At 52.5% G+C, this 15,384-nt stretch carries 14 protein-coding genes and 1 riboswitch; of the genes, 7 read left to right on the forward strand and 7 right to left on the reverse strand.

Annotated elements, in window-relative coordinates; translation table 11 throughout:
- Window positions 1-99 precede the first annotated feature (99 nt).
- The 6 genes from A4S02_RS07375 to ribD all read right to left on the reverse strand — a co-directional run bounded on the left by A4S02_RS07375 (window position 100) and on the right by ribD (window position 7,377).
- Window positions 100-2,694 carry an MMPL family transporter gene (locus tag A4S02_RS07375; RefSeq protein WP_070324211.1) on the reverse strand — a complete coding sequence of 865 codons (2,595 nt, stop codon included), beginning with the start codon at window positions 2,692-2,694 and terminating at the stop codon, window positions 100-102.
- Between the two features lie 114 nt (window positions 2,695-2,808).
- Entirely contained in the window at window positions 2,809-3,819 is a 1,011-nt protein-coding gene (locus A4S02_RS07380; protein WP_070323381.1) for a lysylphosphatidylglycerol synthase domain-containing protein, read from the reverse strand.
- 70 nt (window positions 3,820-3,889) lie between these two features.
- Window positions 3,890-4,375, reverse strand: a complete 486-nt coding sequence (gene ribH, locus A4S02_RS07385) for a 6,7-dimethyl-8-ribityllumazine synthase (protein ID WP_019088199.1) — start codon at window positions 4,373-4,375, stop codon at window positions 3,890-3,892.
- 37 nt (window positions 4,376-4,412) lie between these two features.
- Window positions 4,413-5,726 (reverse strand): bifunctional 3,4-dihydroxy-2-butanone-4-phosphate synthase/GTP cyclohydrolase II, encoded by a 1,314-nt coding sequence (locus tag A4S02_RS07390; RefSeq protein ID WP_026019235.1) that lies wholly within the window; start codon window positions 5,724-5,726, stop codon window positions 4,413-4,415.
- A 14-nt stretch (window positions 5,727-5,740) separates the two neighbouring features.
- The gene (locus A4S02_RS07395; RefSeq protein WP_070323382.1) at window positions 5,741-6,343 is read right to left on the reverse strand and encodes a riboflavin synthase; all 603 of its coding nucleotides are present in this window, start codon (window positions 6,341-6,343) and stop codon (window positions 5,741-5,743) included.
- Window positions 6,325-7,377 carry a bifunctional diaminohydroxyphosphoribosylaminopyrimidine deaminase/5-amino-6-(5-phosphoribosylamino)uracil reductase RibD gene (gene ribD, locus A4S02_RS07400; protein ID WP_082246782.1) on the reverse strand — a complete coding sequence of 351 codons (1,053 nt, stop codon included), beginning with the start codon at window positions 7,375-7,377 and terminating at the stop codon, window positions 6,325-6,327. Before ribD ends, A4S02_RS07395 begins: the two co-directional genes overlap by 19 nt.
- A 99-nt stretch (window positions 7,378-7,476) precedes the next feature.
- Window positions 7,477-7,623: riboswitch (FMN riboswitch) on the reverse strand.
- A gap of 230 nt (window positions 7,624-7,853) precedes the next feature.
- Between ribD and A4S02_RS07405 the strand changes: the two genes are divergently transcribed.
- From A4S02_RS07405 to A4S02_RS07430, 6 genes are all read left to right on the forward strand, one after another.
- Window positions 7,854-9,272 carry a cytochrome b gene (locus A4S02_RS07405; protein ID WP_082246783.1) on the forward strand — a complete coding sequence of 473 codons (1,419 nt, stop codon included), beginning with the start codon at window positions 7,854-7,856 and terminating at the stop codon, window positions 9,270-9,272.
- The gene (locus tag A4S02_RS07410) at window positions 9,272-10,045 is read left to right on the forward strand and encodes a cytochrome c1 (RefSeq protein WP_070323383.1); all 774 of its coding nucleotides are present in this window, start codon (window positions 9,272-9,274) and stop codon (window positions 10,043-10,045) included. Before A4S02_RS07405 ends, A4S02_RS07410 begins: the two co-directional genes overlap by 1 nt.
- Window positions 10,046-10,063: 18 nt before the next feature.
- Window positions 10,064-10,702: a ubiquinol-cytochrome c reductase iron-sulfur subunit gene (petA, locus tag A4S02_RS07415; protein WP_019088193.1), complete on the forward strand. Its 639-nt coding sequence runs from the start codon at window positions 10,064-10,066 to the stop codon at window positions 10,700-10,702.
- Between the two features lie 183 nt (window positions 10,703-10,885).
- Window positions 10,886-11,437, forward strand: a complete 552-nt coding sequence (locus A4S02_RS07420) for a flavodoxin family protein (protein ID WP_070323384.1) — start codon at window positions 10,886-10,888, stop codon at window positions 11,435-11,437.
- Between the two features lie 42 nt (window positions 11,438-11,479).
- A complete protein-coding gene (locus A4S02_RS07425; RefSeq protein WP_208858869.1) occupies window positions 11,480-12,067 on the forward strand; it encodes a hypothetical protein in 588 nt (195 codons plus the stop codon).
- Window positions 12,068-12,195: 128 nt separating this feature from the next.
- The gene (locus tag A4S02_RS07430) at window positions 12,196-13,512 is read left to right on the forward strand and encodes an outer membrane beta-barrel protein (RefSeq protein WP_070323386.1); all 1,317 of its coding nucleotides are present in this window, start codon (window positions 12,196-12,198) and stop codon (window positions 13,510-13,512) included.
- Window positions 13,513-13,559: 47 nt separating this feature from the next.
- Here A4S02_RS07430 and A4S02_RS07435 read toward each other — a convergent pair whose 3' ends face one another.
- Window positions 13,560-14,918 carry an NCS2 family permease gene (locus tag A4S02_RS07435; protein WP_070323387.1) on the reverse strand — a complete coding sequence of 453 codons (1,359 nt, stop codon included), beginning with the start codon at window positions 14,916-14,918 and terminating at the stop codon, window positions 13,560-13,562.
- Between the two features lie 223 nt (window positions 14,919-15,141).
- On the opposite strand from A4S02_RS07435, the gene A4S02_RS07440 reads away from it, so the two are divergent.
- Complete coding sequence (locus tag A4S02_RS07440; RefSeq protein WP_003624576.1) at window positions 15,142-15,384, forward strand: hypothetical protein; 243 nt, start codon at window positions 15,142-15,144, stop codon at window positions 15,382-15,384.

Consider the following 15,384-nt stretch of genomic DNA (forward strand, 5'->3'; position numbering starts at 1 on the left):
CCCGCCTTTCTGATTTCTCTTTCAGAAAACAGATATAAAAAAGCCTCCCGATATTTTCGGGAGGCTTTTTTGTTACCTACTCTTATGGCCTGCTTTTTATCAGGCCTCGTCTATAGGCCGCTTAGGCAGCAGAGCTGGCACAAACACAAGTGTGGCCAACAGCGTGCAACCCAGAGAAAGCAGCAGCAACCGCCCCATACTGGCTGTGCCCGGATGGTGCGAAAGCGCCAGAGAGCCAAAGGCCGTGCCTGTTGTAAGGGCGGAAAACAGCACAGCGCGCGCGGTAGGAGAAGCCAGCGGATATTTTACGCCATCCCGCCAGTTCATAACGAAATAGATGTTGAAGGAAACCCCAACCCCAAGCAGCAGGGGCAGTGCAATAATGTTGGCAAAGTTTAGGGTTTCGGGCAGCAGCACAATCAGAATAACCGTCATCAAAGCGGAAAGCAGCAGCGGTGCCAGCACCAGCGCCATATCCTTAACGCGGCGCAGAGCCAGCATGAGAATAACGGCAATCATCACAATAGCTGCACCGGCGGCCTGTTCAAACGCCTTCACAATGGAACGTGCGCTTTCCACAATATCAACCGCGGTGCCAGCCATTTGCGGCTCTACCTTCTGCAGAGAAGCCACAAACTTACGCAACGCACCAGAATTGGACATCACACCCTTAGGATGCACTTCCACCAAGGCGCGGCCATCTGGCAGCAGGTAATCATCTGCAATTTCAGGGGGCACATCCTTGATACTTACAGACGTTGCCTGAAGCATAGTGCGCAGCTGATCCAGCTCTGTCGGTAGGAAGCGGACCAATGCGGTATTAGCTGCCTGCACAGTGGCATCTGGAGCTTCTGCCAGCTTGGCCAGAGCGGCCTGAATACGGCGAAGCGGATCCTGCGCTGGCAGTTTATCCAGCACACCAGCCAAGGCGACAGATGTATCATGCGCTGATTTACGCAGATCATCCGCTGTGGGGGCGGCTTTAGGCTGCGGCACAATAAGCGTTGGCAACAGAATAGAAGCTGCATCCTGAATCAGTGCCAGTTTCTGCTGCTGTTGGGTTGGCACAAAGGAGCCAAGCCACATCACATCATTCACATCTGGCAGATTAGACAGCCGCGTGGTTTCTTTTTCTGCATCCGCAAGAGAATGCACTAGCAGCTCTGCACTGTAAGGAGATGTCTGAGGGTTGTTGATCAACAGCTTAAGGGCGCGCATCCCTTCCGAGTTCGGGTTTTTAGTATGCAGCGGGTCACCATCAAACTGTAAGCTGGGCACCAGTGCCAAACCCACCAAAGCCACCAGCGTAAAAAAGCCCAGAAGCAGCTTGCGCATATGACGGATTTTAATATCCACCGGCTTCATGAACGCATAACCCATGCTAGGGCAGTTTAGCGGCGGGTGGCAGATTTTCAGCAGCGAAGGTAAAAGCGTGGTGGTGCAAATAAAGGCCACCAACATACCAATACCGGCAATAAGACCAAGCTGTGCAACACCCAGAAAAGCTGTAGGCGTAAAGGCCAGAAACCCAGCAGACGTTGCCAGTGCAGCCACAAGTATCTGATGCCCGGTTTCTTCACCCGTTAGGCGCAGAGCTTCAAACACGCCCTCTTCACCCGGCTGCGTGGGGGTTTGGGCACGGAAGCGGACAGAAAACTGGATGGCAAAATCCACCGCAATGCCAACAAACAGAATAGCGAATGCCACGGAAATCAGGTTCAGCGTACCCACGGCCACAGCAGCAAAACCGGTCGTCAGCAACAGGCCCACAACAAGCGTGACTACAATAGGCAGCACCACACGCCATGTTCTGACAGCAAGCGTAAGCCATAAGGTAACAAGTGCTAAAGACCCCAGAAGCCCTGCCACCATGCCTTCTGCCACGGTTGCAAACTCTTCATCATCCAGTTGCACCTGCCCGGTCAGATAAACCTTGGCATGCCCGTTTTTAACAAATTCCAAAGAACTGACAGCCTGCCGCATGGTATCTGCGGCGGCCCCACCCGGCTGAAAGGACCCGTAATCCAAGATCGGCTTGGTGATAACAAACTGATAGTTACCCGCCAGATCAGAGAGCTTGCCGCCCAAAAGCTGCTGCCAAGACATAGCCTCAGCATGCCCAGCCACAGCCTGTTCCAGCGTATTAGCAAAACCAGACAAAGGCGCCTGAAAGCCAGATAGATTAGCCTGATCCTGTTTTACACCCTCTGCCATAAGGGAAAGAGCACCAAACAACCCACGTGCTGAAGGGTCCTGCGCCAACGCCGCCAAGAATGGCTGCGCTGTAATGGTATCATTCAACACCTGAGAAAGGGGCTGAGGCTCCAGAAACATCAAACCATTGCGCAGCAGATACGGGTTGGCATCTGGCCTATGCGCAAAAGAAAAGTGTTTATGATCGGAACTTATCTTGGCAGCCAGTTCCCGCGCTGTTTCCTGCCCTTCTTCTGGCATTTTAGCCTGAATAACAGCTACCAGAAGGTTTTCCTTCTGGGGGAACAGACGCCCCATTTCATCGGAACGCTGCTTCCACTCCAAACGGGGGGAAAGCATTTTGCTGGTATCTGTCGTTACTCCCAGACGGGTCATGCCAGCGTAAACGCCTGCCCCCGAAAGCACGAGAAACAACGCCACAACAGCCCAGGCATGGCGAGCGCAGAACGTAATGAAACGACCTATGGGTGCAAACAGCATGATGAACGACAGGATCCCAAAATAATCACAGCCCAAGCAGAAGGGGCTGTCATGGTTTGCCCAACCCCCCAGCCAGAAGCAAGTGATGATGTAAGCAGGGCTCTGTTTTCCTTTTTACAGACCCGTGCGAGAAAAGGGCATTTTACGCAGGCGCTCGGCATAAGGGCGCCATGTATGCTCAAGCCATTGCCACAGCATAAGAGAGGGCAAACCCCAAGCAATTTCACGCAAACGTTTGATGAGAGAAAGCGCAATAGCAACCGCAGGCGGCATACCAAAAAGGCTGCCAACCATAATGTAGCCCCCTTCTGACACACCAAGAGCACCGGGCACGGCAAACCCGGCTGATTTAGCTGTTTCCCCCACACCTTCGATCACAAATCCGGTAGCAAGAGAGCTCCCATGCCCCATGAAGTGCAGAATCAGCCACACCTCAACAGCCCCTAAAGCCCATGCGCAAAACTGCAATATCAGACCAGTAACCGCGTTGCGGCCTGATTTATACAGCGCGAGCACTTCCTTATTAAGGCCGCGAATACCATCAACACCGCTCCACCCCAGATGAGCGGCTATGCGGATAAGCAATTTTTCTATGAAAGCCACGGCCCCAAGCCACTGGCTGATAAATACGCCGCCACCTATGGCCAAAAGCACCAATGCGCTTTCCAGCAATCGGTCTGTAACGGCGGAACGCTTGACCAAAAACAGCAACATAACCAAGCCGCTGAGGGTAAATACCACTTGGCTCAGCAACTCGATTGTCAGATCGCAAATTGTTGCGGCTGCCGCATGTTTCAGGCCCAAACCGCGGCGGGCCAACAGGCGGGAGGACATAACCTCCCCGCCAACCTGTGCAACGGGAAGAAGATTATTTATGCCCTCTCGCACACAGCGGAGCATAAAATAGGCTCTTAACGGCAGAACCGGGCCAAAAGTGCGCCCTGCAATGGTGCGCCAAGCAGAAGCAGAAAGAAAAACCTGCACGCCATGAAAGGCAATGGCGGCCAAAATGCCCCAACCACCTGTCATAACAAGAGAAAAAATAGAGAACACCCCAAACTGGGCCAGCATCCATATGGTCAACCCCAAACCGAAAATCCCGGCAATGAGAGTGACCCGCTTCATGCTCCCTCCATCCTTTTTCTGGCTTGGCTTTTACACTTTCGGTTGGTGCAGCCTAACACAGCCCATTTATTCAGCCTTTGATCTGGCGCAGTAAGGCCAGAGATTCCACACACGCAGCAGCGGCTTCGCGCCCTTTGTTGTGGATATCATCAGCAGAGCGTACCTGTGCCTGCTCTTCTGTATAAGTTGTCAACACACCAAAGGCGATAGGCGTTTCTGTGGCCAAAGAGGCCTGAAGAATGCCCATTGTGGCGCCTAGGCTGATAAATTCAAAATGCGCTGTATCCCCTTTTACAACGCAACCAAGGCAGATAACGCCTTCATAATTGCCTGTTTTGGCAAGTGTCTGTGCCAGAAGTGGCATTTCAAAGGCACCGGGAGCCGCAAAAACATCACCGTCTTTCACAGTAATGTTATGTTCAGCCAGCCACGCAACAGCACCATCACGCAAGCCGCCCGTTACAACTTCATTAAACCGGCTAACAATAATGGCCAAACGTGGCGCAGGAGAAAGCGCCTTAAGATCCGGCAAGGAAACGGGGGAACGTGTACCCATCAGTTAAACACCCTTTAATCATTCGCTTATTTAAAAATCAGACAACCACATCTGGTTCGGCATCAGCGGCAACAAACTGCCCAAGATGATGCCCCATACGCCGGCGCTTGGCTTCCAGATAGGCACGATTATGCACTGTGGGCGGAATTTCCAGCCCAATCCGGCGACGTACCATAAAACCGCGCGCTTCCAGAGCACGCACTTTATCTGGGTTATTCGTCAGCAAATCCAGCTCGCCTACGTCAAGGCTGCGCAATATGCCCGAAGCCGCGCGCCAATCTCGGGCATCTGTTGCAAAACCCAGCCGATGGTTGGCATCTACCGTATCCAGCCCGGCATCCTGTAGCTCGTAAGCGCGGATTTTATTGACCAACCCGATGCCGCGCCCTTCATGTCCTCGCACATAAACCAGCACGCCACATTCCGCCTTCCCTATAGCCCGAAGCGCGGCATGCAACTGTGAGCCGCAATCGCACCGCAGAGAACCAAGGGCATCGCCCGTCACACATTCAGAATGCAGGCGCACTAGCGGCACAGCCCCTTTGCGGCGCACATCACCTTTTACCAAGGCGACATGCTCCACGCCGTTTTCATCCTGATACGCATGGATCACCAAATCATCCCCCCCGTAAGCACTGGGTAAGGATGCCTGTGCCAGATCTGGCACTGCTGGTTCTGGTGCAACTTCCAGATTTGTTTTTGCAGCCTGCGTCGCCAAGGATGACAAGCCGTTTGCTTTAATCCACGTCACCAACTCTGCAATCGAAACAATCGGCAGATCATGCTGGCGGGCAAACACTTCCAACTGAGGACGGCGCGCCATGGTGCCATCTTCATTCAGAATTTCGCAGATAACAGCGGCAGGCTTTAGCCCGGCCAAACGCAGTAGGTCTATCGAACCCTCCGTATGGCCAATACGTTCCAGCACCCCACCGGGGGCTGCCCGCAGCGGAAAGATATGGCCCGGTGTGGCAATATCCGCAGGTGTTGCGTTTTCTGATGCCGCTACACGTACGGTATGCGCCCTATCTGGCGCAGAAATACCGGTGCTCACGCCTTCCTTGGCTTCAATGGATACCGTAAACGCCGTACCGTACTGGGCTGTATTATCACTCTGCCTTACCATCATGGGCAGGCCGAGGCGATCCACCTGCTCTGGCGTAAGTGGCAGGCACACAAGGCCACGGGCATGGGTGATCATGAAGTTCATGGCTTCTGGCGTCATGAACTCAGCAGCCATGACCAGATCGCCTTCGTTTTCACGATCTTCATCATCCACCATGATAACCATACGGCCTGCACGCACGGCTTCTACCGCCTGCAAAAGCCTAGCCGATGCCTTAGCTGCCACAGGGGCTGCTGTATTTACTTGGTCCGGCATTGTGCCTCCACATATTTGGCAATGATATCCACTTCCACATTCACGGCATCACCTACTTTTAGCGTGCCGAGTGTAGTGTGCTCCCATGTGTGCGGAATGATCATCAGTTCGATGGGAAAGGTCTCGCCGTTTGGCTCACCCACTTCGTTCAGGGTCAGGCTGATACCCGCAAGTGCGACAGACCCTTTGGGCACCATGTAGCGCCGCAGTTGAGTAGGCACTTCAAACACCACACGTCGTGCATCGCCTGACTGCGTACATTCTGTAAACCGTGCCACCGCATCCACATGGCCTTGCACAATATGGCCAGAAAGACGTGTGGCGGGGGTAACCGCACGTTCCAGATTGATCCGGTGCCCGGCCTCAAGCACGCCCAAAGTGGTGCAATCCAGTGTCTCGCTGCTGACAAAAAAGCGAACAAGACCAGTTGTCGAAGGCTCTACAGCAGTCAGACACACACCATTTACGGCTATGCTTTCACCCTCCGCCACATCGTGCAGCCCTGTTTCCACTTCCAGCATAAGAGACTGGGGGCTGCGCTCTGCCTTAGCCACATGACCGAGAGATTCTATGATACCGGAAAACATACCTGCTCCTGCGCACACCGCACCCACTCGGGAAAAAGAGAAAGGGGTGTGACATCATGTTGGATTGAAACAGCAAGATGATCCTGCCCTGATGCATCCTGACGAATGGTCAGCCAATCATCCCACAAATTATGGGTTTTAAGGGCCTCAAGCAGAGTTGGCCCGGCTTCTACCATCACCCACAACGCATCACTTTGCGCCAGAATATCTGGCAGTTGCGCAATATCGGGGCAGAAACGCACATCGAACGCGGCGGAAACACTGGCCAGCCACTCAGCCGGAGCATGCTTTTCCTGCCCACACACCACCAACAGGCGGCTGCGTTGAGGATGATCTTCAACATGCCTCACGGTCAGCGTGGGCCGATCTGCTTGCACTGTGCCTGTCGCTGTCACAATGCCATCTGTGACACGCCGCAAAGTATGCGCCAGCCGGAGGGATGCCGGGGTTGTAAAGGTTTTTTGCCCTTTGGGGGGCACCATGGAGCCTTTGCTATCCAGCGCCTGTTTAACGGTTATCCAAGGCCGCCCGTGCGTCATGCGCATGGCAAATGGGGCCAACAACGCACGGCAGCGTGCATATGTGGCCGCAGCATTCATGCACTGCCACAAACGGTTAACCGTAATACCTTCATGTTCCAGCCGGGCAGCGCCCCCACCCTGCACATGCGGGTTAGGATCTGCACAGCCAATCCAGACGGTTTTTACAGGGGTAGAAAGCAGTGCTTCCGTACATGGGGGGGTGCGACCGGTATGATTGCAGGGCTCCAGCGTAACAACAGCGGTATCAATCCGCTCCACCAACCCAAGAGCACGCGCCTGCTCTACAGCCAGTCTTTCTGCATGTGCGGTGCCTGCCTGATGATGTGCGGCCACAACCAGCACATCACCTTGCGCATCCAGCAGCACACACCCTACCGGCGGGTTTGGGGCTGTACGTCCTACAAAGCTCCACGCCTCAGCCACGGCAAGATGAAACGCCGCGCCAATGCGTTCTGGCATGATCTGTCGGGAAATCTGTGAAAAGCTGTTCACCCTGTTTCTGCCCGCGTTCTCATAAACCAGACGGACTCAGGGCATAAGATAGCCTTGCACGCACGTCATTCTGGACGAATCACGATCACGCACCAGTCTTTCTGTTCTCTTCCATCCGGACTGTAACCGTCGGCCCCGGAATTGCACCGGATCTGCTGACCCCGCCAGAAGCGGGCGCTCGCGGGCTTACAACGCTTTGCGCTGCTTACCGCCGGTAGGGATTTTCACCCTGCCCTGAGAACATCACACCCACAACATGCGAGTGATAACAAGTATGATGGTCCTGCATTTTGCCTTATGCAAGAGCAAATGCCTTCACAGTTTGTTAAAAACTGCACCCACCTTGCCCAAATGTTTCGGCAAAGTTATGATGCCGCCGCATCTATCTGGATCAGGTAAAAGGAACTTATTGCTCCTTAATCCGGGTCTTTCTGATAGCAATCTATGGCAGGTTTTTATGGCACAACACCAAGCACGTGCGTTTTGCATCATACGTAGGCAGACGAAACGACTTTAACCTGCATGCCCTTCATATCTCATCTGAGCCATGGATTCCGCATATCGCTTTTGGGCATGCGTTGCCTTTCCTCACAGCCACAGCGGAATACGGAGCACTGCCTGCCCCTGTTTCTGCCAGCCAACATGGATTTACCATGAGCATACCCGACCAGAAGCAAACATCTGCTTCTTCCACACCACCCTATTCTGGCCTGGCTGGCTGGATTAACAGACGCCTTCCGGTAATTTCCGCCTTTCGGGCTGAATATGTTGATTTCCGTGTGCCGCGCAATCTGAATGGTTGGTGGAATTTTGGGGCTATTCTTACGCTTGTTCTGGGGCTGATGCTGGCCAGTGGCATTTTTCTGGCCATGAACTATACCCCCACAGATGTCGGGGCTTTTCTTTCTGTTGAAGCCATAGAACGCCAGCTTTCTGGCGGGTGGCTTTTGCGTGCCATGCACATGACGGGCGCAAACCTGTTTCTGGCGGCTTTGTATTTGCATCTGTTTCGTGGGCTTTATTACGGATCTTATAAAGCCCCGCGTGAACTGCTGTGGCTAACGGGCCTTGTGCTGATGCTGATGGTTATGGCTACCGCTTTTGCAGGCTATCTGCTGCCGTGGGGCCAGATGTCCTATTGGGGCGCGGATGTGATTACCAAAGCGGTAGGTGCCATACCGGGTGTTGGCCCAACGCTGGAACACATCATGACAGGCAGCGACCATCTGGGAGACATCTTCCTCCATCGCTTTTTTGTGCTGCACTTTGTTCTGGCATTTCTGATTGTGGGTGTTGTGGGCATGCACGTAGCGGCTGTGCACGTTTCAGGTTCCAACAACCCCACTGGTGTTGAACCACGCACCCCCAAAGATACGGTGCCTTTTTACCCTTACTATGTCAGCAAGGATCTGGTTGGGCTTATTCTGTTTGCCATGGTGTTTGCGGCCCTGATGTTCTTTTGGCCCAACATGCTGATTGAGCCAGACAACTACACCCCGGCAGACCCCATGCACACACCTGCAGACATTGAACCGGAATGGTATTTCCTGCCGTTTTATGGGCTTTTGCAATCCGTACCATCCAAATTTGGCGGTCTTGTAGCTGCCGCTGGCTCCCTGCTGGTTCTGTTTGCCTTGCCGTGGCTTGATCGCTCCCCCGTGCGCTCCATGCGTTTTCGTCCTCTGTGCCGCATTGGGCTTCTGGGCGTTGTGTGTGCATTTATTGTGCTGGCAGATGCAGGCAAACATCACGCACAAGGTGGCTGGCTAATTGCCGCCCGTTTGGCCGGACTTTATTATTTTGGGTATTTCCTTGTGTTCCTTCCCCTTGTTTCCCGCACGGAAAAAACGCGCCCTCTCCCTTCCTCCATTGCTGCCTCACAGGGAGACGCCTAATGCGTAAGCATGTTTTTGCAGGCTCTTTTCTAGCAGCGTTTACCCTTGCAACGCCCGCACTGGCCAACACGCCTGATAAAGCCCCTCCTCATCAAAAATGGAGCTTTGAAGGTGCAACTGGCACCTATGATAAAGCCAGCCTGCAACGCGGCTTTTTAGTGTACGATCATGTGTGCGCTAGCTGCCACGGCATGCGTAGCCTGACATATCGGGATCTGGAAGGTATTGGGCTAAGTGATCAAGCGATTACAGACCTTGCCCATAGTAAGCAGATTCCCGGCCCTGTTGGCATCTCGGGCATGCCCACAATGCGCCCCGGCTTGCCGGATGATCACTTCCGCTCCCCCTTCCCCAATGATGCCGCTGCGGCTGCTGTTATGGGTGGGGTTGCGCCGCCAGATCAATCTCGCCTGGCGGCTGTGCATCCCGGTGGCGCAGATTGGCTTTACGCCTTTCTAACAGGCTACCGCATGCCGCCGCCGGCTGATGCCCCCATTGTGCCGGGCAAATTCTATAATGATTGGGCAGAAGGCCATATGATTGGCATGCCACCGCCGTTGATGAACGGTGCCATTCAATACCCTGATGGTACACCGGCAACTGTGGAGCAACAGGCCAAGGATATTACCACATTCTTGGTTTGGGCAGCAGATCCACACCGTAATGAGCGCCACCATATTGGCAAAGAGGTTCTGGCTTATCTGGCTGTTCTGCTTGTTCTGGCTATCGCATGGAAGCGGAAAATCTGGAAAAACCTGAAATCGCACGGATAAACGGAAAGCACGAACAGCATGACACGCGAAACCGAAGAAACCGCAGCAACAGAACAAGCCCCCGGACGCCGTGACTTTTTGGGAATTGTAACCACGGCAGGCACAGTTACAGGCTTGGCAGCCTGTGCTGTTCCGTTTGTGCAAAGCCTGAAGCCGCAAGATAGTGCATCTGCCCATCTACCGGTGGATGTTGATATTTCCAAGCTGACCCCCGGCCAGCAGATGACGGTTGTGTGGCAAGGCAAGCCTGTCTTTATCATGCGCCGCACGCCAGAAGAAATTGCTCTGCTGCAAGACCACGCGCTGGCCGAAAAACTGCGGGATGCAGAGTCTGCTGCAAACCAGCAACCCGCTTATGCCCGCAACTGGCATCGCTCTCTTGTGCCAGAATATGGCGTTTACGTGGGTATTTGCACGCATTTAGGCTGTGTACCGGGCCTTAACCAGCCTACAGGCAACACAGCCGATACATGTGGCGGCTATGGCTGCCCGTGCCACGGATCAAAGTTTGATCTGGCAGGCCGGGTTTATAAGGGTGCACCAGCTCCATATAATCTGCCTGTGCCGCCCTATTCCATGCCCTCTCCCACCAGCATCAGGTTGGGAGAAAACCCCAAGGGGCAAAACTTCGATTTTTCAACAATCGAGCAGATTTAAATATCTATACAAGCGCCGCACTCACCCTGCGGCGTTTTTTATATCTGCATGTTAGGTCCCTCATCTCACTCTGAGAGTGCGAGATGAATTGTCAAAAATCACCCTTATCGAGAGAATAGAAAACCGCCAATCTGTGCGGAGGTTCCTTTTTCTAACCAGCTTGATTGCAAGGGTGTAAAATAAATGTCTGATATTGTGGTGGTTTATCATTCTGGGTTTGGCCACACGCGCAGAGTAGCAGAATATGTTGCTAAAGGTGCCAACGCGGCATTGTTGGAAATTGATCAAAATGGTGATCTGCCCGAAAACGGCTGGGAAACTTTAGACAAAGCTAAAACCATTGTGTTTGGCTCTCCCACCTATATGGGCAATGCCAGTTGGCAATTTAAGAAATTTGCAGATGCCACATCCCGCATCTGGTTCAATCGTGGATGGCAGAACAAGCTGTTTGCCGGTTTTACAAACAGCGCTAGCCCGGTGGGAGATAAAGGTTGCACCATGGCATGGTTTCAGGTTCTGGCGGCACAGCACGGTGGTATCTGGATCAGTCTTGACCTGCTACCCTCCAACACCAAAGCTGCCACAAAAGCAGATATCAACGTGCTGGGTGGTGCCGCTGGCCTGCTGGTGCAAAGCCCATCTGATGCCAGTGTGGATGAAATTCCGAGCGGTGATCTGGAAACAGCCACCACTTACGGCGTTCGCATTGCCAAGGTAACTGCTCGCTTTAAATAACAAGCATTTAGCCAGCATGTTTCCTGCCCCGGAATAGCAGACATGCTGGCTATACCTTTTTCAGCCAGCCCCTCAAACGCTAAAACACCCCCAGTATCTACCGCAAACGGGGACGTAATGGCTGTTTCTTGGGGGGATTTTCAGGCTATCATCCAGCTTTCCGCTGGCTTGAATGTTGCTATTCTCAGCTTTGTGGATATCAGCATCCCCGCCATTAAGGAACGCCGCCGTGTGTTTTCCAAGGCGCGGCAGGAGCTGGAAATATACCGCAAAAACCCACACAAAGTGACAACAGAAGATAAAGCAGCCCACGCAGGCGCGGTAGGAGAAATAGACCGCCAGCTTTTTGACCTATGGCGTGAAACAGCAGAGTTTGAAACTGTGGAAGATTCCATGATTAAAACAACCGGTGTTTTTGGCTTTATTGGTGCAATCGTGAGCATAAGTTTGCTGTGGTATTCCGGCCTGCATTACGATGATCCAATCCGAACATCTGGAGAATTGCTCACATTACTTTCGTTCCTCTCTTTGGCTGCGGCATTTTTCATCAACTTTATTACTGCGTTTAAGGCCGCGCATTATACAAAACGCTGCAATGACCTGCGCCAACAAATGCGGCAGAAATTATAGCCGATAGTCCGGTGCCGTGGATGAAGAACATTCATCATTTCTTTTTTATTTCTTTATCGGAATGTTTCTGCCTAGACTGCCAAACGCTCTGGCCATGTAACAGCCGCACTGAAGGGAAATAACCCTCCATGACGACGCTCCCTAAAAAACAGAAAGTTCTGCTGCTTCTTTCCGCATCTTCGTTGCTGCTTCCTGCTTTGCATAAAACGGCACATGCGCAGGTTCTGCCCTTTACAAGCCTGAAAACAAGCAGTTCCAGCTTGGACCGCTGGCTGTCTGATATTACCCTTACGGGGCAGATTGAAGGCGGGATCATGGCCAATCCGGCTCGCCCCAACCCCGGCTATAACTACGGAGATTTTCTGGCCGACCATGCTAACCAGGTACAGCTCAACCAAGCTGAATTCACTCTCTCCAAAGCTATCGACTCCAGCCTGAACGAATATCAAATCGGCTTCACGCTAGAGGGGCTGTATGGGTCCGATGCCAGATACTACCATGTGCTGGGTATTTCGGATCAGGAATGGAAGGCGCGTTACCAGCTTATTCCCGCCCAAGCGCATGTAGATGTGCATCTACCGTGGCTGACAAAAGGCGAGCTGGATATGCAGGTTGGTATTTTGCAAGCCCCAATGGGTGTTGAAGGGTTGGACCCTACATCCCGCGCCTTTTATACGCTTGCTTATACATCTGAATATTCTGTGCCGTTTGAACATATTGGCGCTATGTTTAACTGGCACGTAACACCAATGGTGGATGTGACTTTCGGGATTGATACCGGCAACCAGACATCCTTTGGCAGTTCTGATAACAACCACATGCCTGCGGCTTATTTTGGCTTCAACCTTAACAACCTTGCACATGGCAAACTACGCATTGTAGAACTCAGCCGTGTTGGACCAGAAAACTCTTGGCGCTCGGTCGGGCATTACGAAGCCGATCATGCACAACGCTTCTGGAACGATATCAACGCCACCTATGATATCAATGACAAGCTCTCTGTTACCGCAGAATTCAACTATCTGCATGATGAAGGCGTGCGCGGCATTGGTGCGCGCGGACAGTTTGCTGGTGCTGATGCAGAAAGTTTTGTCAGCTTTCTAAGCTACAAGATCAACAAGGAATTCACCTTCAATTATCGCGGCGAAATCTACCGCGATAATAACAACATGATGGTGGCCACCTTCCGCGGCAACAATTCTTATATGGAAGCCTTGGCTGGCACGGGTGGAGAAACTGTTGCTGGCCCCTCTGGCCACGGTACCACGTATGGAGATCTGTCTTTAAACGTCGTGTATCATCCAGATTTGGGGCACCATGTGCGCGTATTCCAGCTTCGGCCGGAAATTCGGTTTGATCGCTCCCTTAATGGCACCACACCTTTTAACGGTGGCCGCAACAACGGCATGTTCACCTTTGGTGGCGATGCTGTGATCGGGTTCTGATATACCCAAACACAGGCTGCCATATTCACAGCGGCCTGTTTTGTTTTTTAGCTGCCTAATCTGGATGAAAGCACCAGATACAAAATAAACACACAGTCCAACCCGCACAGCATCAGGGTGAGTTCCGCCCATTTGCGGGTTGTCAGCACAAAGGCTGTATGCAGCAGCAAACCAAATGCCAGACTGACCATAAAATCACCCGTCAGTACGGTGACAAGCAGCATAAACAGCGGAATAACCCGCTCCTGCACAGCCAAAGCTTTCAAATCTGGCAGGCTACCAAGCATACCCAGACCAACCAGAATAAGAGCCGGAGCGGTGGCCACAGCAGGCACGCAGATAATAAGCGGCCATAAAATAGATGACACAGCAAACAAACAAGCCACCACAAGCGCTGTTAGCCCTGTGCGACCACCTTCTTCCACCCCCACCAGAGATTCCAGATAAGCCGAAACTGTGGATGTGCCCAAAGCAGACCCAATAACGCTAGCTGTTGCATCTGCCACAAAAGCCGATTTCGCCAGCAAAGGCTGCCCTTGCCTATCTTTCAGGCCAGAACGCTGCATCACGGCCATCATGGTGCCGGTGGCATCAAAAAAATCACCCAAAAAGAAATATAGCGTTATGGGCAAAACCAGAAACAGATTGGCAAACAAACCGTGAAAATCATACGGGAATAACATGAACCATGGGTAGGAAGGCCAATCCATCCAATGCGCAGGCAATTGCGTAACTTTGCTGCCATCTGGGTGCGCAACCCATAACCCGGCTATTGTTACAGCAATAACAGACACCAAAATGGCGGCTGGTATACGGGCCCATTTTAACATCATGGCCAGAAAAACACCGGCCAGCGCCAACAATACAACAGGGTTGGACAGTTGCCCGAATACCAACCCTTCCCCACCCTTGGTTACCAAACCACCATTTACAATGCCGATATGAGCCACAAAGGCCCCAATAGCAAAATGAATGCCCTGTTTGACTGAAAGCGGAAATGTTTCAACAATTCTGCGCCGCCACGGTGTGAGGGAGAGAAACAGAAATGCCACCCCACCCAACAACACCATGGTAAAGGCCTGAGCAGGCGGCACCCCCATACGCACAACAACAATCTGGGCGAAAACCACATTGCTGCTCATAACAGGTGCCAGCGCGATGGGCAGATTAGCCCCCACAGCCATGATAAAGGACCCTACAACCGCAGAGGCAATAGTGGTGATAACCATGGCATGCTGGTCTAAGCCGGCAGAGGCCAGAATATTGGGGTTAACTGCCATAATATAGGCCATAGCCCCAAAGGTGGTGATACCCGCCACCACTTCCTGGGGGATACTGGACCCTCGGCCAGAAATATCAAAAGCACGATCCAGACATGCACGCATGCCTGACCATAAATATCTCATCCATTCCTCGGCAGTGCTGGTAGGGCCAGTTTCTGCTTTATCTTACGGATGTACGAACAAAAATAACACCAGCGGAATAAAAGATTTCCTGCCCCAACCTATGCAATCTGCGCAGCACATAGCAGCTATCCCGCCTTACCCGTAGCTGAATGCAAGAGACATCCCCATTTCGTAAAATGAACAAATGCTTAGGTTTAAGCATCAAGACAAAAGGATATTTTCCATGACTGATAAAGCACCGCACGAAACCAGCTCCCTTTTTCATCTGGCAGAACGCGCCCTTAAGCAGCCCAAATTGGCAACCAAGGAAGAAGTGCGTGAACTGGCAAATTATGTGCTTAAAGGCGGCGTAAAGGCTGGTGAAGCCGAGCGCGAAGTTGCCAAAAAAGCAGAACGCAACCCAGAAGGCGTAGAAGCCTCTGAAATTGAATCTCTGGCAAAAACCGTTATTGCCGCACATTCCTGA

The sequence above is a fragment of the Acetobacter ascendens genome, assembly GCF_001766235.1.
Lineage (GTDB): Bacteria > Pseudomonadota > Alphaproteobacteria > Acetobacterales > Acetobacteraceae > Acetobacter > Acetobacter ascendens.